Genomic DNA, 21,936 nt, shown 5'->3' on the forward strand with positions numbered 1-21,936 from the left:
AAGAGAGTTTAAAACGTTAAAACGCGATTATAACGCGTAATCGGCGAGGGCTGGCATAGGATGGAGTGTTTGCTCATCAAGCTATTCAATGCCAAATCTATAGGATGTAGAGCCCTCGGAAAGTGAAATTTATTTTTCAGCACCGAATGCTAAAGCCCGTTCTTTACTCGCTTGTGCTTCGGCTTCTGCATTTACTGAGTCAAACTCATTACTTACCCAACCGTGCAACTGTTCCAGCGCAATATCGCGCATCGCCTCAATCCACACTGCTTCGGTATTAAGTGCCGGTATATAGTGATAATCTCCCCCTCCAACAGACTGGAACAGGTGTTTGCCTTCCATTGCGATTTCTTCCAGGGTTTCCAGGCAATCGCTGCTGAAGCCTGGGCATACTACATCTATGCGTTTGAGTTGTTGTTTACCTAAGGCATCCAGCGTATTAGCGAGGTAGGGTTGCAGCCATTCCTGACGGCCAAAGCGGGATTGAAATGCGACTTGATAGTGTTGTTTGCTTAAACCTAAAGCCTCTGCCAGCAAGCGTGCAGTTTTGTGGCATTCGCAATGGTAGGGGTCGCCTTTAAGCAGATGGAATTTTGGCACGCCGTGAAAGCTCATGACCAGTTTTTCCGGTTGGCCGTGTTGTTGCCAGTAGGCTTTAATGTGGCTGGCGAGCGCTTGAATATACAGCGGGTGATCATGGTAGTGCTTGATAGTACGGATGGCTGGTACGTTGCGCATTTTAAGCAGTACGCGCCAGACTGCATCCAGCGCGGCAGCTGTGCTACTGGCAGCATATTGCGGGTAGAGCGGAAAAACCAGGATACGATCACAGCCTTGTGCCTTAAGCGATTCAATAGCACTTTTCATGCTGGGGTTGCCGTAGGTCATGCCCAGTTCGACAGCAAAAGGCGAATTGATTTTTTGGCTCAGGTAGCCTTGCAGCAGTTTTTTCTGTTGTTGCGCATACACCATCAGCGGTGAGCCTTGCTCTGTCCAGACACTGGCATATTTTTCTGCCGATTTTTTTGGACGAATTACCAGAATGATGCAGTGCAGAATCCAGCACCAGATAAAGCGTGGAATCTCGACCACACGCCTGTCCATCAGAAATTGCTGTAAATAAGGACGAAGGGCTTTGGCTGTAGGAGCTTCTGGTGTACCCAGATTAGCTAGAAGGATACCCACTTTTGATTGGCTGCCGTGGGTGTAAGCAGGTTCTGGCTGATAATAGGTCATATGCTTATTTTATGCGATTCAAGCTTTCCAAGGTGAATGATAGTTGTGATGTAGACACGATTTAAAATCAAATGGGAATGTAAATAAACCTTATGACTTAAAATGAATACAACTGATCACCTAAACCAATAAAAATCCCCGTAAAAACGGGGATTTTTTAAACTCAACAACAGTTAGCTGATTTAGGCATTAGCCTTTTTTTTTGCGCCCCATGATGCCCGCCAGACCCAAGCCTGCAAGAAATAAAGCATATGTCTCTGGCTCAGGTACCGGTGTGGCAGTAAATGTGGTGATGGTACCATTGTAACCGGTAGTTGCACCTATACTAGTGCCAACGACATGCAGGAAAAAATTCCCATACTGTGCACTTTCAAGGTAGCCAAAAGACACTTTCGGACTGCCATTTAAAACAGATCCGGTTGCAACTAGATTTTTATTTGCATCAAGAAGATTAAATGTTTCAAAGGTGAAAGTTTTGCTACTGGAACCTGAGATGCTAGCTACGATATTCTGTAAGCCTTCAGTATTAAATCTAATATAGTCATTGAAACTGGTGTCGCCAGAAAATGAACTGCTGAATTGATAGCCATCACCTGACAATACTGCATCATAAGTGGCGGCGTATGCAGTGGTGAAGACTGTGCTGAACCCTAACGCGAGCAATAATAAAGACTTTTTCATACTTAAACTCCTAACAACGATTAAAAAACGGGTTAAAATTAAATTTATCTAAGCTATCAGGTGGCCTCCCACTTACTAAAATGAGAAAAGCCAAAGCCTGGAAATTGATAACTACTTGAATATGGCAGGACTCAATCCAAGACTGATCCCATAGGTATGTTTGTTTATTTGTTATTATTTTGATTACCAACCACACCACCAAGTACCGCGCCACCTACAATTTGCATTACCGCCCGTAAGGACTACGCCGCTTGCACTGCCTATGCCTGCACCCATTCCGTACTTTTGCCGCGTCAACTCATGAAACCATAGCCGGAAGTGCTAAGAGCGATCATTTAAAAAACGGACCAGAATAATGGTTATGATATTCATTTAACCACCTCATTTATATAAATTAAATGTTGGTCAATTATGCGAATTTAGTAAGCGTAAGCTAAGAGGATGAGTGCTGATTGTCCTGTCGGACGATTCAGACAATCAAGAAAAAAATGTTAAGAAAAGGAAATTATTGATTAGATAGGGCGTTTGAAAGCAGTTTTGCTGTGATGTCTACAATGGGGATAATCCGTTCGTAAGCCATGCGCGTAGGGCCTATAACTCCAAGCGTACCAACCACCTGACCGTCAGCTTCATATGGCGCGGTGATCAGGCTGCATTCATCCAGTGGCAGGTAACCGCTTTCGCCACCGATAAAGATTTGTATGCCATCGGCACGTTGGCTATGATCTAGTAATTGCATGAGGGCCGTGCGGCGTTCAAAAATCTCGAACAGCTTGCGCAGGCTGGTCACGTTGGTGGAAAGCTCATCCACTTGCAACAGGTTGCGCTCACCCGAAATGACTACCGATTCTTTTTCTGATGGTTCGGGTTGACCGGCGGCATCCAGGGCAGCAGACATCAGCCTGTTGATATCCGCTTGCACCTGCTGTAACTCCTGCTTTAACTTATGTTGCAACTCATCCAGCGTTAATCCCTGGCAATGGCTGTTGACGTAATTGCTGGCGGCTGTTAATTCGCTAGAGCTAAATGTCTTCTCCGCCATCAAAATACGATTCTGCACCTGGCCATCTTCGGTCACCAGAATCACCAGGATTTTCTTGTCACTTAAATGCAGGAATTCCATATGCTTGAGCACATTGCGCGTGCGCTTGGGCGTCATCACCAGCCCGGCAAACTGCGTCAGTTGCGAAAGCATATCTGCAGCACTGCTGATCAGTTCCTGCTGGTTAGGCGAGGAAAAGCCGGTTTTGAGTTGCGCGACCGCGCGATTGTCCAAAGGCTGCACCGTCATAAGTGAATCTACAAACAGCCGGTAGCCTTTTTTAGTCGGAATCCTGCCGGAAGAGGTGTGCGGGCTGGTAATAAAACCCAATTGCTCCAGGTCACTCATGACATTGCGTATGGTGGCCGGGCTCACATCCAGGCCGGAATGTTGTAATAATGTGCGTGACCCTATCGGCTGGCCACCACTGATGTAATGCTCGACCAGCGTTTTCAGTAAAATTTGCGCGCGTTTGTCCACTTTTTACAGCCTTGTTAATGTAGGGTGATTTTGCCCGATTTATGGTCGGGATAACAGCCCCCTGTGCTTTTCAGTTCAGGGCTTCTGTGCTTTAATGCGCGCATGCTTCCTTACTTTCGCTCGGTTGCCATTGTCGGCAAATACATGGATGAGTCAGCTCTGCAAAACATGCGTGATGACTTGACGCGTTTGGTACAGTATCTGATGTCACAAGAGCTGCATGTATGTGTAGAAGAGCAGACCGCCCGCTTTGTCAGGCATGAAGGGTTTGAACTGGCCAGCCTGGAAAATATCGGCCACAAAGCGGATCTGGTGGTGGTCATGGGTGGCGATGGTACCATGCTTAGCGTGGCCCGAGCACTGCGTGACAGCAATGTCTCTCTGGTCGGCATTAATCGTGGCCGTCTGGGTTTCCTGACAGATTTGCAAACCGACAATATGCTGGGCGAAATTGAAAAGATTTTGCAGGGAGACTACCAGCTGGAGTCGCGCATGCTGTTGCAATCGGAAGTTTCTCGCAACAAGGCGTCACTGTGGCAGTCTGTCGCTTTGAACGATGTAGTGATTAAAAGCGCGTTTCGCCTGATTGAGCTGGAAGTACATGTGGATGGCCTGTTTGTCTCGCGCCAGCGTGCTGATGGCCTGATTCTGGCCACGCCTACAGGCACCACTGCTTATGGCTTGTCAGCTGGCGGGCCAATTATGCATCCTGACCTGCACGCGATTTCAATTGTGCCTATCAGTCCGCATACCTTGAGTTATCGGCCGATTACAGTCCCTGCAGATAGCGTGATTGAGGTGATCATTGTGAATGCAGCCGATGCGCAGATCAGTTTCGATGGTCAGGGCCAGCATCAGCTGGTTGAGGGTGATCATATAAGGATTGCACGCGGCGCGCAGGAGATCCAGCTGGTACATCCTAAGACTTACTGCTATTTTGATATGTTACGTAACAAACTAAACTGGGGCTGATGCAGCTCTTACAAGAAAACCATGTTACAAGCCCTTTCTATTCGTGATTTTGTGATTGTTGAGTCGCTGGAACTCGAGTTTTCGGCTGGCTATACCGCATTGACCGGTGAGACCGGTGCCGGTAAATCCATTCTGATTGATGCCCTCTCGCTCAGTTTGGGCGCGCGCAATGACGGTGACGTCACCCGCAAAGGGCATGAAAAAGCCGAAATTTCCACCACTTTTGATATTGCCCACAACCAAGCCGCACGCGTCTGGCTGCAAGCGCAGGAAATGGATGTTGAAGATACCCTGATATTGCGGCGTGTTATCTACGCCGATGGCCGCAGCCGCGCGTTTATCAATGGCACCTCAGCCACAGTAGGGCAATTGCGTGACATTGGCGAAACCCTGATTGATATTTACAGCCAGAACGCGCATCACTCATTGCTTAAAGTTGCTACCCAGCGCGAAATACTTGATGCCTATGCGCAGGCCACCCCGCTCGCAAAACAGGTCAGCCAGTTGTACAAAGACTGGTCGCAATTGCATCAACAGCAACTGGCTTATGAAAAGAATGCCAGCCAGTTTGCCGATGAACTGGCGGAGCTGCGCGATAGCACCCGCGAGCTCAAACAATTAGCGTTCACTGCTGAGGAATGGCAATCACTGCAGCAGGAACATGTACGCCTGAGTAATGGTGCCAGCTTGCTCAGCGGCATGGAAAGCTGCCTGCAATGGATGAGTGAAGATGGTGAAGTGAATGCTCTCCAATTGCTTACGCAAGTGCAGGTCAAATTGACTGAGCTGCAAGCCATAGATACTGGCTTGCAACCGATAGCGGAAATCCTGGATTCTACGGTGATTCAGCTGGAGGAAGCCAGTCGCGCATTGAACCGCTATTTACAAAAAAGCGAACTCGATCCCGAAAAATTAACGGAAGTTGAAGCACGGATACAGGATATTCATGGCGCCGCGCGTAAGTACCGTGCGAAACCGGAAGAGTTGCCTGACTTGCTGGCGCAGCAAACTGCACGAATGCTTGAGCTGGAAGGGTTCGCCGATGACGGTGCGTTAGCCAAACAGGTAAATGCTGCATGGCACGCCTATCAGGCTTCAGCAACACAGCTTTCAACACAACGCCAGCAGGCCGCCAAAAAACTGGCCCAAACAATTACTGAAGAAATGCAAACGCTGTCACTCAAGGGCGGCCAGTTTGCGGTATCGCTGGTACCCTGTGAGGCTGCTGCCCATGGTCTGGAGCAGGTGGAATTCCTGGTAGCCGGGCATGCAGGCGTAGAACCGCGGCCGCTGAATAAAGTCGCTTCCGGCGGTGAGTTGTCACGTATCAGCCTGGCGCTGCAAGTCACAACTGCTTCATTGGGCAGTATACCGTGCATGATCTTTGATGAGGTTGATGTCGGTATCGGTGGTGGTGTCGCTGAAGTGGTTGGCAGCTTGCTCAATCAATTAGGCCAGCAGCGCCAGGTACTGGTGATTACGCATCTGGCTCAAGTGGCTGCACAGGCTCAGCAGCATCTGCAGGTGAGCAAATCCGAACAGAACGGCGCAACCTTGAGCCGCATCCGTGGCCTGAATGTGGATGAGCGTATCGAGGAAATCTCCCGCATGATAGGTGGCTTGCAGATTACCGAGGCCACCCGCAATCATGCGCGGGAAATGCTCAAGCTGGCAACGCATTGATGTCATGGTAGTTAAAGTGATTCGCTCCCGCCATTAAGGCCTGAATGTGCAAGCCATGCTAGGCACCATTATCATTTACGCACGTGATATCCCGAAAACCGTTGCGTTTTATCGCGACCATTTCGGGTTTGAAACGACTGGTGAAGTAGTCGAGGGGCTGGTGGAACTGCGTGCCAGAAACGGTGGCGCAAATATTCTGGTGCACCAAGCCGCGAAATCAGTCAAGCTGGGGCAGGTCGGTGTAAAACTCTCTTTTCATGTGCATGATGTTGGACAGTTTGTGCAAGCGTCGCAGGGACAAGGTCTTAAGTTCGGCACGATCCATCAGGCAAATGGCTACAGTTTTGCCAACGCCAAAGATCCCTATAACAATTCAATCAGTATCTCAAGTCGCGCTTTTAGAAGCAGCCCGCCTGCTTAATCACGGTAATTCAGTAATACTGACCATCTTTCCAGTTTTTTTACATAGGGAATACTGGCGTTGGCTGGACTGGTTGATGGCAAAATAAGTGTGCTTATCGGTTGTATGAGTCGGATATGTTTGTTGAATAAACTGGCGGCGGCATTCCCATTGAATGCAAGCAGTTTGATGGAAGGGTGTTGCGCCAGTAAACCGTTGATGTCATTGGCAATCACAGTATTGCGGGTAATGGCGCTGTCAAGGCTGCCAGGCCTGTAAGCCGAGTGGCAGACATCCCAGATTGCCAGTCGGGCGGCTTTCACCTGTTCGCAACGCACTGCGTATTCCGTATTGGCTGGAATATGAAATAGCGCTTCCAGCATTCGCCAAAATGCATTTTGTTTGTGGGCGTAATACTGGTGTTGTGTCAGCGAAGCGATCCCGGGTAAAGAACCCAGAATCAGGATGTTCGGGTGATCGCCAATGACAGGCGGGAAACCAACTGAGTGCAGGGTGGGGGTGTTGGTAAGGTCAGTCAAGTTTGGTGCGTTGGTGCCAGATCGAAAAGAGAGTCAGCATGTTGTTGTGCTGACTCTAAATTTTCACTGATTATTCATTGCAAGGTTGGTCTTTACATACACCATAAATGGTCAGTGAGTGATCCTGCATAGTGAAACCGTATTGTTCCGCAGCACTCTTTTGTCTCTTCTCGATCTCTTCATCGTAAAACTCTTCAACGCGGCCGCACTTGATACAGACAATATGGTCATGGTGGCTGCCATGATTTAATTCAAACACTGCTTTGCCACTTTCAAAGTGATGGCGCACCAGCAAGCCAGCTTGTTCAAATTGTGTCAAAACACGGTATACCGTTGCCAGACCCACATCTTCGCCATTGCCGATCATGACTTTATAAATATCTTCAGCTGACAAATGGCGCTGTTCGCTTTTCTCGAATAATTCCAGGATTTTCAAACGCGGCAGTGTGGCTTTCAGGCCGGCATTTTTGAGATCTTTTGAGTCATGCATAGTGTTTTGTCCATTGTTAGGTAGTCCGACATATTATGATTGCGAAACTACGTGGTATATTAATGTTTGTTTTCAATATACCGATTATAAAGTGAATCCAATGCGTAATTCTATTTTTTTTGTGTTGGTTGTTGCATCGCTGGGGAGTGGATGTGGCGCAAAGCTTCCATCCATGAAGCCTTTCAAAATGGAAGTGCAACAGGGTAATGTAGTGACTTCCAAAATGTTACTGCAACTGCGTCCTGGCATGACGCGTTCCCAGGTGCGTTACATCATGGGGACACCGCTGATTGTAGATAGTTTCCGTGACAACCGCTGGGATTATTTTTACGAACTGCGCAAGCAGGGTTCCGTGGTTGAAAAACGCCGTGTTATTCTCGATTTTGACAAAGACAGCTTGCTGGCGGTACGTGGAGACGTGATTCCATCAGCAGAAAATCCTGAGATTAAAACCATTGCTGAAACACCCAAGCAAAAAGTTGATGATGCTAAAGATCAAAGCTGGTCAGATAAGCTGAAATTCTGGAAAGGTGATGAAGCCACCAAAGCCGGAGCAGCAGGCGCTGGCGCTGCTGCTGCTGCAATCGCTACGGAAGAAAACAAGACAAATGCAGTTGCAACACCGCCTGCTCCAGTGAATCAACAAGCCAACCCAGAGCCTGCATCACCTCAGGTGACTGCGGCACCTTCAGAGCCAGCACCTGAACCAGCCAAAATCTCTGAGGCAGATGCTGCCAAAGCCTCTGCACCGGCAACAATCTCTGATGACGAGGTTGTGCCTCATATTCCTGAAGGGGAATATGCCGGAGCACCGACCCCGCAAGAAATGGCAAAAGGTAATCTTGATGCCAGTGCTAACCAGGCTGCTGAGGCGAATGCGCATGCTGTGAACGAGAAAACTTTGGCTGCGAAGGCCGCTGAGACTGTAGAGCCTCCTCCCGTATTCGAGCAGCAAGCTGTCGCAGCGCCAGCAGTAGTGGCAGAACCTGAGCCGGTGTTGCCACCCCCGGCTAAAGTCACGCCACCGCCAGCACCTGCTGCAAAAAGTGTGCTTGTACCAGTGAAACCTGCTGTAGCAGCAGCGCCGGTGGCCATTGCCGCAGCAGCCAAGGCGACACCCTCGAAACAAGCATCTTCAAAGCCTGTTGATACAAAACCTGCAGTGCCGGCCGCCACCCCAAAACAAACGGGAATTACTATCGTTAAAACCAAAGACCCGGCTCTGATTGACGATGATGAGGTGATTCCTTACATCGCCGAGGGGGAATATGTTGAGCAAGTCATCCCTACCGAGGGGGAGATGATCAAAGGTAATATGGCTGAAGCAAATGCGCCATCCATCGATGCAGAAGCGCGGCAGGTGACCGAAAAGGGTGTCGCGCCTAAGGAAAGTAATGAAGCGGCTGAGCCGCCTCCAACCTTTGTTGCCGAACAATTGCCTGAACCGGAGCCTGAGCCTGAGTTGCCTCCGCCTCCAGTGAAATCCGCGCCTAAAGCAAATGCGGCAGTCGCAACTGGCGCATCATTGGCAGCGGCAGAGACAAAACCAGCATCTGTTTTAAAACCTGCAGCGCCTCAGGCAGACAAGCTGGCGCCAGCCGCTGAAACAGCAACACAAGCTTCTGCCACAAGTGATGCAAGCGTCAATCAGTCAGTGGCTGCCTGGGCACAAGCCTGGAGAAGCAAGGATATGAATGCTTATTTTGCCGCTTACGCGCCTGAGTTTGTGCCTGACGGTGTGCCAAGCAAAAAGGCCTGGGAGTCGCAACGCAAGCAACGCCTGTCAGCCAAGCAAGGTGAAATCACACTGGTGTTGAATGGTCTTCAAGTGCAGCGTGATGGTGGTGAAGCCGTTGTACAGTTTGAGCAGAAGTATGCAACAAAGTCTTACAAAGACGAGTTGCTGAAAACACTTGAGTTGCGTTATGAGCCTGCACAGAAGCGCTGGTTGATCACGCGCGAGCGGACTGCACCTTTAGGATCTGCTGTCGTCCCTGCAGTGGTGGCTTTGCCTAATAAAGCGGCGGTAGCAGTGCCTCCGGCTTCAGAAACCAAAGTGGAGATTCCTGTTGAAGCTGAGCCAAGTGTAGAGTCTGCCATCGAAACCTGGGCCCAAGCCTGGCGCAGCAAGAATATCAATACCTACCTGGCGGCTTATTCACCTGAGTTTGTGCCTGAAGACCTGCCTAACAAGCGTGCCTGGGAAGCGCAGCGTAAGAAGCGCCTGTCGCCCAACCAGGGCAATATCAGCCTGGAAATTGATGCAGTGAATGTGACGCGTGATGGCGATAATGCTGTGGCGACCTTTACCCAGAAGTACGCAGCAAAAGCCTACCGCGATGTGATGGTTAAGAAATTGCAATTGAAGCTGGACCCTGCTACCAAAAACTGGTTGATCGTGCGCGAGACAGCCACTACCGCAACCGATTTGCCAGCGGCAAAACAACAGCTGACTACCCCTCCGGCAGCTACTGAAGCAAGCCCGGAACAGTCAGATGCGGCACCGGAACAAATCGGGTTTTAATCAAAACCTGACCAACAAGAATTAGAGTGTATTGAGCGATTTATGTTAAAAGTAGTGATTGCAGGTGTGTCAGGCCGCATGGGGCATGCCCTGCTGGATGGTGTGTTTTCAGATGATGGATTGCAGTTGCATGCGGCACTGGATAGGGCAGGCAGTGCCATGCTGGGCCGGGATGCCGGTGAGCAGTTTGGTAAAGCAACCGGCGTCAAAATCACTTCGGATGTGGCTGCGGCACTACAAGGGGCTGATGTGCTTGTAGATTTCACCCGCCCTGAAGCCAGCATGCAGTATTTGCAGGCCTGTGAGCAGGCCGGGGTGAAGCTGGTCATAGGCACGACCGGTTTTAACGAGACGGAAAAATCTGCTATCGAAACCGCTGCTAGACAAACAGGCATTGTCTTTGCACCTAATATGAGTGTAGGCGTAACTTTGCTGATCAACCTGGTAGAGCAGGCAGCGCGCGTGCTCAATGAAGGTTACGATATAGAAGTGGTGGAAATGCATCATAGGCACAAAGTGGATGCGCCTTCAGGGACAGCCTTGCGTTTGGGCGAGGCTGCTGCCAAAGGGATTGATAAAGCACTCAAGGAGTGTGCTGTGTATGCGCGCGAAGGTGTCACCGGCGAACGTGAGGCAGGCACTATCGGCTTTGCTACCTTGCGTGGTGGTGATGTGGTCGGTGATCACACGGTGGTGTTGGCTGGCGTGGGCGAGCGGGTAGAGTTGACGCATAAAGCCTCAAGCCGTGCGACGTTTGCACAGGGCGCTTTGCGCGCTGCCAAGTTCCTGGCGGATAAACCTAGCGGGCTTTTTGATATGCGCGATGTGCTGGGTTTCGACAAAAACTAAGTCATTTACGCGTATGGCTGCTCTTGAGTGACCAGTCATATTAGGCTATAATGCTGCAATTCTGAAACGGGAAGAGTCCAAAAAGCTTTTCCCGTTTTGCACATCTATTTACCGGTACTTGATGTTAATTCTAGCGACTGCGTAAACCCTCTAAAGGATGTGTTTCGTATCAAACTTAAGGAGCTAAAGGTGTCAAAAACAATTCCAGCGATTTTAGTCTTAGCAGATGGAACTGTTTTTAAGGGCATTAGCATTGGCGCTTCGGGTCATACGGTTGGCGAGGTCGTTTTCAACACCTCCATGACCGGCTATCAGGAAATTCTGACTGATCCTTCGTATGCCGCACAAATTGTGACACTGACTTACCCACACATTGGTAACTACGGTACCAACAGTGAAGATGTAGAGTCAGGCAAGGTCTATGCTGCAGGTCTGATTATCCGGGACTTGCCCTTATTGGAAAGCAATTTCCGCAGTGAACAAAATCTTTCTGATTATCTCAACACAAACAATGTAGTGGCGATTGCCGATATTGATACGCGCAAACTGACACGTATCCTTAGGGAAAAAGGCGCGCAGGCTGGCTGTATCATGGCCGGTGAAACTGTAGATGAAGCGCAGGCGTTGGCTTACGCCCAAAGCTTCCCCGGGTTGGCAGGCATGGATCTGGCAAAAGTGGTGAGCTGTACTGAGCCTTACGAATTCACCCAGCAAGAGTGGCAGCTCGGCAAAGGTTTCAACAAACCTGCCGGGCAACAGTTTCATGTGGTGGCATTCGATTATGGTGTCAAACTGAATATCCTGCGTATGCTGGTTTCGCGCGGCTGTAAAGTGACCGTATTGCCAGCACAGGCAACCGCTGAGCAAGCTTTAGCTTATCAGCCTGATGGCATTTTCCTGTCCAACGGCCCTGGCGACCCGGAACCATGCGACTACGCCATCAAGGCCATCAAAACCCTGGTGGATACCGGCATCCCTACTTTTGGTATTTGTCTGGGTCACCAATTACTGGCCCTGGCCAGCGGTGCCAGAACATTGAAAATGAAGTTTGGTCACCATGGAGCCAACCATCCGGTGCAGGATGTGGATAGCAAGCGCGTGTATATCACCAGCCAGAACCACGGTTTTGCGGCAGATCCATCCACCTTGCCCGCCAATATTAAGATCACGCACGTCTCTTTATTTGATGGCAGCCTGCAAGGCATTGCACGCACTGACCAACCTGCGTTCAGCTTCCAGGGCCACCCGGAAGCAAGCCCGGGGCCGCAAGAAATGAGCGTGCTGTTTGATCGCTTTATCCAGTTAATGCAAGATAGAAAGTCCAGCTAATGGCAAAAAGAACTGACATTAAAAGTATCCTGATTATCGGTGCCGGTCCGATCGTCATCGGCCAGGCCTGTGAGTTTGACTACTCCGGCGCCCAGGCTTGTAAGGCTTTGCGCGAAGAAGGTTACCGCGTGATTCTGGTGAACTCGAATCCTGCGACCATCATGACTGATCCGGAAATGGCAGATGCGACTTATATCGAGCCTATCACCTGGCAAATCGTTGAAAAAATCATTGAAAAAGAGCGCCCTGATGTTTTGCTGCCAACCATGGGCGGACAGACCGCATTGAACTGTGCGCTGGACCTGGACAAGCATGGCGTCTTGCAGAAATATAACGTCGAACTGATCGGTGCTTCCAAAGAAGCGATTGATAAAGCGGAAGACCGCCAGAAATTCAAGGAAGCCATGACCAAGATCGGTCTGGGTTCGGCGCGTTCTGCGATTGCGCACAGCCTGGAAGAGGCACTGCAAGTGCAAGCCAATATTGGTTATCCGGCGATTATCCGTCCATCATTCACTATGGGTGGCAGTGGCGGCGGTATTGCCTACAACCGTGAAGAGTTCATCGCTATCTGCGAACGCGGTCTGGATGCTTCTCCAACCAATGAACTGTTGATTGAAGAATCTCTGCTTGGTTGGAAAGAGTACGAGATGGAAGTTGTGCGCGATAAGGCGGACAACTGCATCATTATCTGTTCGATTGAGAACCTGGATCCTATGGGCGTGCATACCGGTGACAGTATCACCGTAGCGCCTGCACAAACATTGAGCGACAAAGAATACCAGATCATGCGTAACGCCTCTTTGGCAGTGTTGCGTGAAATCGGAGTCGATACCGGCGGTTCAAACGTACAGTTTGCGATTAACCCTGATGATGGCCGCATGATTGTGATCGAGATGAATCCGCGCGTCTCGCGTTCATCTGCACTGGCTTCAAAGGCGACGGGTTTCCCGATTGCCAAAGTGGCCGCCAAACTGGCTGTAGGATTTACGCTGGACGAATTGCGCAACGATATTACCGGTGGCCAGACCCCGGCTTCATTCGAGCCTTCTATTGATTACGTGGTCACTAAAGTGCCACGTTTCGCATTTGAAAAATTCCCGCAGGCAGACAGCCGCCTGACGACGCAGATGAAGTCTGTCGGTGAAGTGATGGCCATAGGCCGCAGCTTCCAGGAGTCATTCCAGAAAGCCTTGCGTGGCCTGGAAGTGGGCTTTGACGGTCTGGATAGCGTGACCGATGACAAAGACCGCATTGTCAAGGAAATGGGCGAGCCTGGTCCTGAGCGTATCTGGTATGTGGCCGATGCGTTCCGCCTGGGCATGAGCACTGATGAGATTTTTGATATCACCAAGATAGACCGCTGGTTCCTGGTACAGATCGAAGAAATCATCAAGCTGGAACAATCCCTGATTGGCAAGCACATTGCTGATCTGAGCAAAGACACAGTATTCCGGCTGAAGCGGAAAGGCTTCTCGGATCGTCGTTTGGCTAAATTGCTGGATACTGACCAGCACGCAGTGCGCGCTTTCCGTCAGGCTTTGGGTGTGCGTCCGGTCTACAAGCGTGTGGATACCTGTGCGGCTGAATTTGCCACCAACACTGCCTATATGTACTCTACTTATGAAGAAGAGTGCGAGTCATTACCTACAACTAACAAGAAAATCATGGTATTGGGTGGCGGTCCTAACCGTATCGGCCAGGGTATTGAGTTCGACTATTGTTGCGTGCATGCGGCTTTTGCCATGCGTGAAGATGGTTACGAAACCATAATGGTTAACTGTAACCCGGAAACGGTTTCTACCGATTACGACACTTCCGACCGCCTATATTTTGAGCCGGTGACGCTGGAAGATGTACTGGAAATCGTGAATATCGAAAAACCGGTTGGCGTGATTGTGCAGTACGGTGGCCAAACGCCATTGAAGCTGGCGCGTGACCTGGAAAAAGCCGGTGTGCCTATTATTGGGACTACACCTGATGCGATTGACCGTGCGGAAGACCGTGAGCGTTTCCAGCAAATGTTGCACAAGCTGAACCTGAAACAACCGCCAAACCGTACTGCGCGCGCGCCTGAAGAAGCGATTCGCCTGGCGATGGAAATCGGTTACCCGTTAGTGGTACGTCCATCGTATGTGTTGGGCGGCCGCGCGATGGAAATCGTGCACGAACAGAGCCAGCTTGAGCGTTATATGCGTGAAGCAGTGAAAGTGTCTAACGAATCACCTGTATTGCTGGATCGCTTCCTCAATGACGCGATTGAAGTGGATGTGGATGCGCTAAGTGATGGCGAAGATGTATTGATCGGCGGCATTATGCAGCACGTTGAGCAAGCAGGGGTGCACTCCGGTGACTCAGCCTGTTCATTGCCACCATACAGCTTGAGTGACGAGCTGCAAGATGAATTACGTAGCCAAACCGTGCAGATGGCGAAAGCCTTAGGCGTGAAAGGCCTGATGAACGTGCAGTTTGCTGTGCAGAACACTGAGCAGGGGGAAGTGGTGTATGTGCTGGAAGTGAACCCGCGTGCTTCACGTACTGTACCGTTCGTCTCCAAAGCTTGTGGTTTGCAACTGGCGAAAATTGCCGCACGTTGTATGGCGGGCCAATCACTGAAATCACAAGGTGTGACCAAAGAGGTGATTCCTCCTTACTACTCAGTCAAGGAAGCCGTGTTCCCATTCATCAAATTCCCTGGGGTAGATACTATTCTTGGCCCAGAGATGAAATCGACTGGTGAAGTGATGGGTGTAGGCAATACGTTTGCTGAAGCATTCGTCAAATCGCAATTAGGCGCCTCAGTCAAAATGCCAACCGGTGGTCGTGCTTTCATCAGTGTGCGTAATGAAGATCACCGCAAAGTCATTGATATCGCCAAAGATCTGGTCAGCCTGGGCTTTACCATCGTGGCGACCAAAGGCACCGCACGTGCCTTGTCCGAGCAGGGTCTGGACGTGACGCCGGTGAACAAAGTAGCAGAAGGCAGGCCGCATATTGTCGACATGATCAAGAATAATGAGATCAGTCTCATCGTGAATGTGACAGAAGACAAAAAAGCGATTACCGATTCGTATGAAATCCGCCGCAGTGCCTTGCAAAACAAGGTGACCTACTACACGACATTGGCTGGCGCACGCGCTGCCTGTATCGGTATGGCACAAAGTAAGGATATGGACGTGTATGCAGTGCAAGACTTGCACAAACGTCTGGCATAACTTACACTGAGGTCGTTGCATTAAGAAATATTGCACTGACTGTTATTGAAATAAGCCACGCTCGACCGGGTGTGGTTTATTTTTTTTATACTAATTTTTTCAAGGTTTTTCGTTATGGCAGTAAATCAATTTCCTGTGACCGTGCTCGGTGCAGAATTACTAAAAGAAGAATTACAACGTCTACGCGCGGTTGATCGCCCGAACATCATTCAGGCAATTGCTGAAGCACGTGCACAAGGTGATTTGTCAGAAAACGCAGAGTACGAAGCGGCTAAAGAGCGTCAAAGTTTTATTGAAGGCCGTATTTCCGAGCTGGAAGCCAAACTGTCCAACCTGCAGATCATTGACCCGACGACTTTAAATGCTGAAGGTCGCGTGGTATTCGGCGCGACAGTGCGATTTGAAGACCTGGATTCCGGCGATAGCAAAATTTACCAGATTGTTGGTGAAGATGAAGCTGATATCAAAAACGGTAAAATCTCCGTGAGTTCACCGATTGCACGTGGCCTGATCGGAAAATCCGAAGGTGAAGTGGCTGAAGTGCAATCTCCAGGTGGTATTAAAGAATACGAAATTATAGAAGTGCTTTATAAATAGTGTTTTAATATTTAAGTGCCTGTTTAAAAGCACTTACTTCAAAGCTCCACATATACAAGGGAAGCACACATGGCACGTAAAGCTGGTTTTGTCGGTGGATTGACCCCGGTGCTGATTACTCTCTGGGTGGGCGCATTGTGGATGACAGGCATCACCGCAAGTGTGTTGTTCCAGACCATTCTTGATAGGTCACTGGCCGGGCTGGTGGCTGGCAAGCTGTTTACTATCGTCAGCTATATTGGCATAGGCAGCGGCATCTGGCTACTCATTCAGCGCTTGGCCTCGGATGGTTTTTCAGCCTTTAAACAAAGCCTGTTCTGGATTGTGTTTGTGATGTGGGTGCTGGTGCTGGTAGGAGAATTTGGTATTCAACCTTTGTTAGCCCAGCTGAAAGCCAGTGCTTTGCCTAATGATGTGATGCAAAGTGTTTTTGCCAGCCGATTCAAAACTTGGCATGGCATTGCCAGTATCGCTTATCTGGTGGAGTGCCTGCTGGGTTTATGGTTGGTGATTAAATCCAGTTAGCCGATTAAAAAACGCGCATTTTTTTGCGCGTTTTTTAATCGAACCAGCTGTTTTTTTATAGTTTCGGTATGACGATTTTTGCCGATGCTTTCACAGTGTCACTGGCGCGGTAAAATACCAGTTGTTTGCCAATGTGGTGAACAGCAAGTGCATTCACCTTGGTGGCAATTTCATCCAGTATGGTTTTACGTAACGCGCGGTCATCGCCTGACACCTGCACCTTGATCAGTTCATGCGCGTTCAGGTTGAGATCAATCTCTTTTAACACAGCTTCTGTTAGGCCATTATTGCCTATCATGACTACTGGATTCAGTGTGTGGGCAAGGCCACGTAAATGTGCGATTTGTTTACTATTTAATTGCATAAAAGCATTCCTTCAAGACAATCTCTATTTTAGCACGAAGCGAATAATCACCCTATGAAACCTACCAGAACCAGCAAAGCCTGGATGCAGGAGCATCTGAACGACGAATACGTCAAACGTGCACAAAAAGACGGCTACCGCGCCCGTGCGGCGTATAAGTTGTTGGAGATCGACGATAAAGACAAACTCATCAAACCGGGGATGACGGTAGTCGATCTCGGCTCCACGCCAGGTAGCTGGTCGCAGGTGGCCGTGCAACGCTTGAAAGGTCAAGGACGCATCATCGCGCTTGATCTGCTGGAGATGCACCCGATCCCCGGCGTAGAGTTCATTTGCGGCGATTTTCGCGAAGAAGTAGTGCTAAAGCAGCTGGAGGCGAGTCTTAAAAATAAGTTGGTGGATCTAGTGATTGCCGATATGGCGCCCAATATGAGTGGCTTGAAAGATGTCGATCAGGCAGGAGCAAGTTACTTAACTGAACTGGCATTGGAATTTTGTCAGGATTGGTTGAAACCGGGCGGGCATTTCCTGGTCAAAGTATTTATAGGCAGCGGTTTTGATGAAATCGTTAAGCAAATGCGTAGCCAGTTTGATAAAGTGGTCACGCGCAAACCGAAAGCCTCTCGTGACCGCAGTAGTGAAGTGTACTTGCTGGGATTACATCGAAAACCTTGAAATGCAATGGTTTTTCCTGTCTAGTTTCATCGCATAACCCAAAATTTATGTATACAATACAATTTAAGGCTTGAAAATTTTGGTTTTGCCTCCATTGTCACCAGTAGGGATATTCCCCGCCTTTCGTTTTTAAGTTAAGGAACCATCTTGAACAATCTATTGAAGAATATCGCGATTTGGGTAGCTATCGCCTTGTTGTTGATGACGGTATTTAATCAATTCAACGGCACCAGCAAGAATAGCGGTCAGGTGGTTTACTCACAATTTATGCAAGAGGTCAGGGATGGCCGCGTGGCAAAAGTCCAGATTGACGGGCGTAATCTGCACGTCACAACCAATGAAGGTAAAAACTACGATACTTTTACGCCATCAGACCCATGGTTGGTTTCTGACCTGTTGAAAAATAACGTGATTGTAGATGCCAAGCCTGAAGAGCGCGAATCCATGCTCATGAGTATTTTCGTCTCCTGGTTCCCGATGATTTTGCTGATCGGTGTATGGATATTCTTTATGCGCCAGATGCAGGGCGGCGGCAAGGGCGGTGGTCCATTCTCGTTCGGTAAGAGCAAGGCGCGTCAATTAGACGAGTCGAATAACAGTACTACATTTGCCGATGTGGCGGGTTGTGATGAGGCGAAAGAAGAAGTCGCTGAACTGGTTGAGTTTCTTAAAGATCCAAGCAAGTTCCAGAAACTGGGTGGTCGCATTCCACGTGGCGTATTAATGGTAGGCCCTCCGGGTACGGGTAAAACCTTGCTGGCACGCGCCATCGCCGGTGAAGCAAAAGTACCATTCTTCAGCATTTCCGGTTCTGACTTCGTAGAAATGTTTGTCGGTGTTGGTGCTGCGCGCGTGCGCGATATGTTTGAAAATGCCAAGAAAAATGCACCGTGCATCATCTTTATTGATGAGATCGATGCGGTGGGTCGTCACCGTGGTGCCGGTACCGGCGGCGGTAACGATGAGCGCGAACAGACCTTGAACCAGATGCTGGTTGAGATGGATGGGTTTGAAGCTAATTCTGGTGTAATTGTGATAGCGGCGACTAACCGTGCGGATGTACTGGATAAAGCATTGTTACGCCCTGGCCGTTTTGACCGTCAGGTGATGGTTGGTTTGCCAGACATCAAAGGCCGTGAGCAGATCCTGAATGTGCATATGCGCAAGGTGCCGATCGATCCGGACGTGAAGGCTGATATCCTGGCGCGTGGTACACCTGGATTTAGTGGTGCGGACTTGGCTAACCTTGTCAACGAAGCAGCCTTGTTTGCAGCCCGCCGTAACAAGCGCACTGTTGATATGCAGGACTTTGAAGATGCCAAAGACAAAATCTTTATGGGTCCAGAGCGTAAATCCATGGTCATGCGTGAAGAAGAGCGTTTGAACACGGCTTATCATGAATCAGGCCATGCAGTGGTTGCCAAGCTATTACCAACGGCTGATCCGGTGCACAAAGTGACCATTATGCCGCGTGGCTGGGCCTTGGGCCTGACCTGGCAGTTGCCTGAGCATGACCGTATTAGTAACTACAAAGACAAAATGTTGCATGATATTTCTATTCTGTTCGGTGGCCGTATTGCTGAAGAAATCTTCATGCACCAGATGTCTACCGGTGCTTCAAACGACTTCGAGCGTGCGACCAAACTGGCGCGCGATATGGTGACCAAATACGGTATGTCAGATAGCCTGGGTACCATGGTGTATGCAGGTAGCGAGCAGGATTCCTGGATGGGTAACATGTCTTCCCGTACTGTGTCTGAAGCGACCCAGCAAAAGGTAGATGCGGAAATCCGCCGTATTCTGGACGAGCAATATGCGCTTGCGCGTAAATTGCTGGAAGAGAATCGTGACAAAGTGGAAGCCATGACCAAGGCATTGATGGAAATGGAAACCATTGATGCTGACCAGATCAACGACATCATGGCAGGTTTGCCTGTGCGTCCTGCTAAACCAAAAAATGGTCCTACCGTGACTAGCGGTGGCAGTGGTACAGGTGGCACTGTGGTCAATACATCGCCACAACCCACGGCGAAAACTGACGAAACTGATTTAAATAATCAATAGACTCAGGGCTTTAAGTTAGAATATAAAGGCTGGCTTTTGCCAGCCTTTATTTTTTCAAAAGAATTAATTTTTATGCACTTTCGCTGCGGCGCATTTACATTAGATTTAAGCACACCTCAGGTGATGGGAATCGTCAACGTAACCCCGGACTCTTTCTCTGATGGTGGTCAGTTCACTTGTACTGAATCTGCTGTCGTCCACGCCCTGAAATTGATCGAAGAGGGTGCTGCCGTGCTTGATATCGGCGGTGAATCCACCCGGCCAAATGCCACACCTGTCCCGCTTGAAGAAGAGTTGAAGCGTGTCATTCCGGTGATTGAAGCATTGGTTGCACACAATATTCCTGTCCCTATTTCTATCGACACTTACAAACCCGCCGTCATGCGCGCGGGGATCAAGGCAGGCGCCAGCATCGTGAATGATGTATGTGCATTGCAGGAATCAGAAGCGATTGAAGCCGTTGCAGAAAGTACCGTAGGTGTTTGCTTGATGCATATGCAGGGTACACCGCAAACGATGCAGGACAATCCGCATTACGAAGATGTGGTGACTGAGGTAAAAGATTTCTTACGCGCGCGACGTGATGCCTGCCTGGCTGCTGGTATTCAGACTGAACGCATTATGCTAGACCCTGGATTTGGTTTTGGTAAAACCCGCGCGCATAATATTACTTTGGCTAAGTCCTTGGCGGAGTTGCTAGACCTGGACTGTCCCTTGCTGGTCGGCCTGTCGCGTAAATCCGTCCTGGGGCAGGTGACCGGTAACGATGTCGATGCCCGTTTGTATGCCAGTGTTGCCGCTGCCGTGGTGAGTGCCATGCAGGGTGCGCATCTATTGCGGGTACATGATGTCAAAGCCACTGTAGAAGCATTAAAAGTTGTCACAGCACTTAAATAAATCAAGGAAGTAAACAGGTATGGGTAAACAATATTTTGGCACTGATGGCATCCGCGGACGCGTAGGTGAGTCAGTCATCAATCCTGAATTCGTCATGAAGCTGGGTTATGCAGCGGGCAGGGTATTAGCCAACCAGGAGCAATTACCCAAAGGTCAACGTCCTACGGTATTGATCGGTAAAGATACACGCATCTCCGGCTATATGCTGGAAGCCGCACTGGAAGCAGGTTTGTCAGCTGCAGGTGTGGATGTTTTGCTTACCGGCCCCATGCCTACTCCCGCCGTTGCCTATCTGACCCGCGCATTGCGTGCGCAGGCGGGTATCGTGATTTCTGCGTCACATAACCCGTATTACGATAACGGCATCAAGTTCTTCTCCGCACAAGGGAGCAAATTGCCCGACGATGTGGAGTTTGCAATTGAGGCTGAGATTGCAAAACCCATGCAGGTGATGGAATCAGCCAAACTGGGCAAAGCCAAGCGCGTAGATGATGCGGCCGGGCGGTATATTGAATTCTGTAAAAGTACTTTTCCCAACCACCTGGATTTACGCGGCCTGAAAATCGTGCTCGACTGTGCCCATGGCGCAACCTATCACGTAGCGCCAGACGTGTTTCATGAACTGGGGGCCGAAGTCATTGCCATTGGTAACCAGCCTGATGGCCTCAATATCAATGAAAAAGTCGGTTCTACGCATCCTGAAGCCTTGCAGAAAGCCGTGGTTGAATATCAGGCAGACCTGGGCATCGCATTTGATGGCGATGGTGACCGCGTCATGATGGTGGATGGTGCCGGCAATTTGCTGGATGGTGACCAATTGCTGTATATCATCGCCATGGGCCTCTATGCCAAAGGCAAGCTCAAGGGCGGCGTAGCAGGCACGCTGATGACCAACCTGGCGCTGGAACACGCGCTGCAAAAACACCAGATTCCGTTTGGCCGTGCCAAAGTGGGCGACCGTTATGTGCTTGAATTATTGCAAAGCAAAAACTGGACACTGGGTGGCGAAAACTCCGGCCATATCCTGACCCTGGATCAACACAGCAGCGGCGATGCCATTATTGCGGCACTGCAGGTGTTACATTCATTGCGGAACAGCGGCAAAACCCTGCAGCAACTTGGCGCTGATCTCGCGCTGTATCCGCAGGTGCTGATCAATGTGACGACCAAGCAGAAGCTGGATCTTGAGCAGAATGCCGTGCAGGATGCCGTGAAACAGGCAGAAACCGCACTGAATGGACAAGGCCGGGTATTACTACGTGCTTCCGGTACCGAACCCAAAATCCGCGTCATGGTGGAAGGCCTGAACCAGTCACTCGTTCAATCGCAGGCAGAAGCACTGGCAGCTGTGATTCGCCAGCTGGCCGCTTAATT

At 49.7% G+C, this 21,936-nt stretch carries 19 protein-coding genes; 13 read left to right on the forward strand and 6 right to left on the reverse strand.

Annotated elements, in window-relative coordinates; translation table 11 throughout:
* Positions 1-129: 129 nt before the first annotated feature.
* The 3 genes from hemH to hrcA form a co-directional block, all read right to left on the reverse strand.
* Positions 130-1,236, reverse strand: coding sequence for a ferrochelatase (gene hemH / locus ACFQ2T_RS14365; protein WP_379035643.1), 1,107 nt, complete (start codon positions 1,234-1,236; stop codon positions 130-132).
* A 189-nt stretch (positions 1,237-1,425) separates the two neighbouring features.
* On the reverse strand, positions 1,426-1,917 hold the full coding sequence (locus tag ACFQ2T_RS14370) for an FxDxF family PEP-CTERM protein (RefSeq protein WP_379035645.1): 492 nt from the start codon (positions 1,915-1,917) through the stop codon (positions 1,426-1,428).
* A gap of 505 nt (positions 1,918-2,422) precedes the next feature.
* Positions 2,423-3,439, reverse strand: coding sequence for a heat-inducible transcriptional repressor HrcA (hrcA, locus tag ACFQ2T_RS14375; protein WP_379035647.1), 1,017 nt, complete (start codon positions 3,437-3,439; stop codon positions 2,423-2,425).
* Positions 3,440-3,541: 102 nt separating this feature from the next.
* Between hrcA and ACFQ2T_RS14380 the strand changes: the two genes are divergently transcribed.
* From ACFQ2T_RS14380 to ACFQ2T_RS14390, 3 genes are read left to right on the forward strand one after another with little or no spacing between them, the layout of a single operon-like run.
* Positions 3,542-4,411 (forward strand): NAD(+) kinase, encoded by an 870-nt coding sequence (locus ACFQ2T_RS14380; RefSeq protein ID WP_379035649.1) that lies wholly within the window; start codon positions 3,542-3,544, stop codon positions 4,409-4,411.
* Between the two features lie 21 nt (positions 4,412-4,432).
* Positions 4,433-6,094 carry a DNA repair protein RecN gene (recN, locus tag ACFQ2T_RS14385; protein WP_379035650.1) on the forward strand — a complete coding sequence of 554 codons (1,662 nt, stop codon included), beginning with the start codon at positions 4,433-4,435 and terminating at the stop codon, positions 6,092-6,094.
* Positions 6,095-6,149: 55 nt separating this feature from the next.
* Positions 6,150-6,515: a VOC family protein gene (locus tag ACFQ2T_RS14390; protein WP_379035651.1), complete on the forward strand. Its 366-nt coding sequence runs from the start codon at positions 6,150-6,152 to the stop codon at positions 6,513-6,515.
* Here the strand turns inward: ACFQ2T_RS14390 and ACFQ2T_RS14395 are convergent.
* On the reverse strand, positions 6,512-7,033 hold the full coding sequence (locus ACFQ2T_RS14395) for a DNA-deoxyinosine glycosylase (RefSeq protein ID WP_379035653.1): 522 nt from the start codon (positions 7,031-7,033) through the stop codon (positions 6,512-6,514). The two genes, ACFQ2T_RS14390 and ACFQ2T_RS14395, sit on opposite strands and share 4 nt — an antisense overlap.
* A gap of 70 nt (positions 7,034-7,103) precedes the next feature.
* Complete coding sequence (gene fur, locus ACFQ2T_RS14400) at positions 7,104-7,523, reverse strand: ferric iron uptake transcriptional regulator (protein WP_325238528.1); 420 nt, start codon at positions 7,521-7,523, stop codon at positions 7,104-7,106.
* A 172-nt stretch (positions 7,524-7,695) separates the two neighbouring features.
* Between fur and ACFQ2T_RS14405 the strand changes: the two genes are divergently transcribed.
* The 6 genes from ACFQ2T_RS14405 to ACFQ2T_RS14430 all read left to right on the forward strand — a co-directional run bounded on the left by ACFQ2T_RS14405 (position 7,696) and on the right by ACFQ2T_RS14430 (position 16,562).
* Positions 7,696-10,047 carry a L,D-transpeptidase Cds6 family protein gene (locus ACFQ2T_RS14405; RefSeq protein WP_379035656.1) on the forward strand — a complete coding sequence of 784 codons (2,352 nt, stop codon included), beginning with the start codon at positions 7,696-7,698 and terminating at the stop codon, positions 10,045-10,047.
* A 42-nt stretch (positions 10,048-10,089) separates the two neighbouring features.
* Positions 10,090-10,896, forward strand: coding sequence for a 4-hydroxy-tetrahydrodipicolinate reductase (dapB, locus tag ACFQ2T_RS14410; protein ID WP_379035658.1), 807 nt, complete (start codon positions 10,090-10,092; stop codon positions 10,894-10,896).
* Between the two features lie 189 nt (positions 10,897-11,085).
* Positions 11,086-12,225, forward strand: coding sequence for a glutamine-hydrolyzing carbamoyl-phosphate synthase small subunit (gene carA, locus ACFQ2T_RS14415; protein ID WP_379035660.1), 1,140 nt, complete (start codon positions 11,086-11,088; stop codon positions 12,223-12,225).
* The gene (gene carB, locus ACFQ2T_RS14420) at positions 12,225-15,440 is read left to right on the forward strand and encodes a carbamoyl-phosphate synthase large subunit (RefSeq protein WP_379035662.1); all 3,216 of its coding nucleotides are present in this window, start codon (positions 12,225-12,227) and stop codon (positions 15,438-15,440) included. Before carA ends, carB begins: the two co-directional genes overlap by 1 nt.
* Before the next feature lie 114 nt (positions 15,441-15,554).
* Positions 15,555-16,037: a transcription elongation factor GreA gene (greA, locus tag ACFQ2T_RS14425; RefSeq protein ID WP_379035664.1), complete on the forward strand. Its 483-nt coding sequence runs from the start codon at positions 15,555-15,557 to the stop codon at positions 16,035-16,037.
* Positions 16,038-16,106: 69 nt separating this feature from the next.
* Positions 16,107-16,562: a DUF4149 domain-containing protein gene (locus tag ACFQ2T_RS14430; protein ID WP_379035666.1), complete on the forward strand. Its 456-nt coding sequence runs from the start codon at positions 16,107-16,109 to the stop codon at positions 16,560-16,562.
* 55 nt (positions 16,563-16,617) lie between these two features.
* Here ACFQ2T_RS14430 and yhbY read toward each other — a convergent pair whose 3' ends face one another.
* Positions 16,618-16,926 carry a ribosome assembly RNA-binding protein YhbY gene (gene yhbY / locus ACFQ2T_RS14435; protein ID WP_379035668.1) on the reverse strand — a complete coding sequence of 103 codons (309 nt, stop codon included), beginning with the start codon at positions 16,924-16,926 and terminating at the stop codon, positions 16,618-16,620.
* Positions 16,927-16,980: 54 nt separating this feature from the next.
* Here yhbY and rlmE point away from each other — a divergent pair, with 54 nt between their 5' ends.
* From rlmE to glmM, 4 genes are all read left to right on the forward strand, one after another.
* Positions 16,981-17,601 (forward strand): 23S rRNA (uridine(2552)-2'-O)-methyltransferase RlmE, encoded by a 621-nt coding sequence (rlmE, locus tag ACFQ2T_RS14440; RefSeq protein ID WP_379035670.1) that lies wholly within the window; start codon positions 16,981-16,983, stop codon positions 17,599-17,601.
* A 147-nt stretch (positions 17,602-17,748) separates the two neighbouring features.
* Positions 17,749-19,665 carry an ATP-dependent zinc metalloprotease FtsH gene (gene ftsH / locus ACFQ2T_RS14445; RefSeq protein ID WP_379035672.1) on the forward strand — a complete coding sequence of 639 codons (1,917 nt, stop codon included), beginning with the start codon at positions 17,749-17,751 and terminating at the stop codon, positions 19,663-19,665.
* Between the two features lie 72 nt (positions 19,666-19,737).
* On the forward strand, positions 19,738-20,562 hold the full coding sequence (folP, locus tag ACFQ2T_RS14450) for a dihydropteroate synthase (RefSeq protein ID WP_379035674.1): 825 nt from the start codon (positions 19,738-19,740) through the stop codon (positions 20,560-20,562).
* Positions 20,563-20,581: 19 nt separating this feature from the next.
* On the forward strand, positions 20,582-21,934 hold the full coding sequence (gene glmM / locus ACFQ2T_RS14455; RefSeq protein ID WP_379035676.1) for a phosphoglucosamine mutase: 1,353 nt from the start codon (positions 20,582-20,584) through the stop codon (positions 21,932-21,934).
* Positions 21,935-21,936 lie beyond the last annotated feature (2 nt).

The organism is Methylophilus flavus (assembly GCF_042678905.1).
GTDB lineage: Bacteria > Pseudomonadota > Gammaproteobacteria > Burkholderiales > Methylophilaceae > Methylophilus > Methylophilus flavus.

Excerpts from the sequence above, each read along its gene's own strand:
- dapB (WP_379035658.1), top strand. The coding sequence starts at position 10,090 with ATGTTAAAAGTAGTGATTGCAGGTGTGTCAGGCCGCATGGGGCATGCC.
- rlmE (WP_379035670.1), top strand. The coding sequence starts at position 16,981 with ATGAAACCTACCAGAACCAGCAAAGCCTGGATGCAGGAGCATCTGAAC.
- ACFQ2T_RS14390 (WP_379035651.1), top strand. The coding sequence starts at position 6,150 with ATGCTAGGCACCATTATCATTTACGCACGTGATATCCCGAAAACCGTT.
- ACFQ2T_RS14380 (WP_379035649.1), top strand. The coding sequence starts at position 3,542 with ATGCTTCCTTACTTTCGCTCGGTTGCCATTGTCGGCAAATACATGGAT.
- greA (WP_379035664.1), top strand. The coding sequence starts at position 15,555 with ATGGCAGTAAATCAATTTCCTGTGACCGTGCTCGGTGCAGAATTACTA.
- ACFQ2T_RS14370 (WP_379035645.1), bottom strand. The coding sequence starts at position 1,917 with ATGAAAAAGTCTTTATTATTGCTCGCGTTAGGGTTCAGCACAGTCTTC.
- recN (WP_379035650.1), top strand. The coding sequence starts at position 4,433 with ATGTTACAAGCCCTTTCTATTCGTGATTTTGTGATTGTTGAGTCGCTG.
- fur (WP_325238528.1), bottom strand. The coding sequence starts at position 7,523 with ATGCATGACTCAAAAGATCTCAAAAATGCCGGCCTGAAAGCCACACTG.
- folP (WP_379035674.1), top strand. The coding sequence starts at position 19,738 with ATGCACTTTCGCTGCGGCGCATTTACATTAGATTTAAGCACACCTCAG.
- yhbY (WP_379035668.1), bottom strand. The coding sequence starts at position 16,926 with ATGCAATTAAATAGTAAACAAATCGCACATTTACGTGGCCTTGCCCAC.
- glmM (WP_379035676.1), top strand. The coding sequence starts at position 20,582 with ATGGGTAAACAATATTTTGGCACTGATGGCATCCGCGGACGCGTAGGT.
- hemH (WP_379035643.1), bottom strand. The coding sequence starts at position 1,236 with ATGACCTATTATCAGCCAGAACCTGCTTACACCCACGGCAGCCAATCA.
- carB (WP_379035662.1), top strand. The coding sequence starts at position 12,225 with ATGGCAAAAAGAACTGACATTAAAAGTATCCTGATTATCGGTGCCGGT.
- ACFQ2T_RS14405 (WP_379035656.1), top strand. The coding sequence starts at position 7,696 with ATGAAGCCTTTCAAAATGGAAGTGCAACAGGGTAATGTAGTGACTTCC.
- ACFQ2T_RS14430 (WP_379035666.1), top strand. The coding sequence starts at position 16,107 with ATGGCACGTAAAGCTGGTTTTGTCGGTGGATTGACCCCGGTGCTGATT.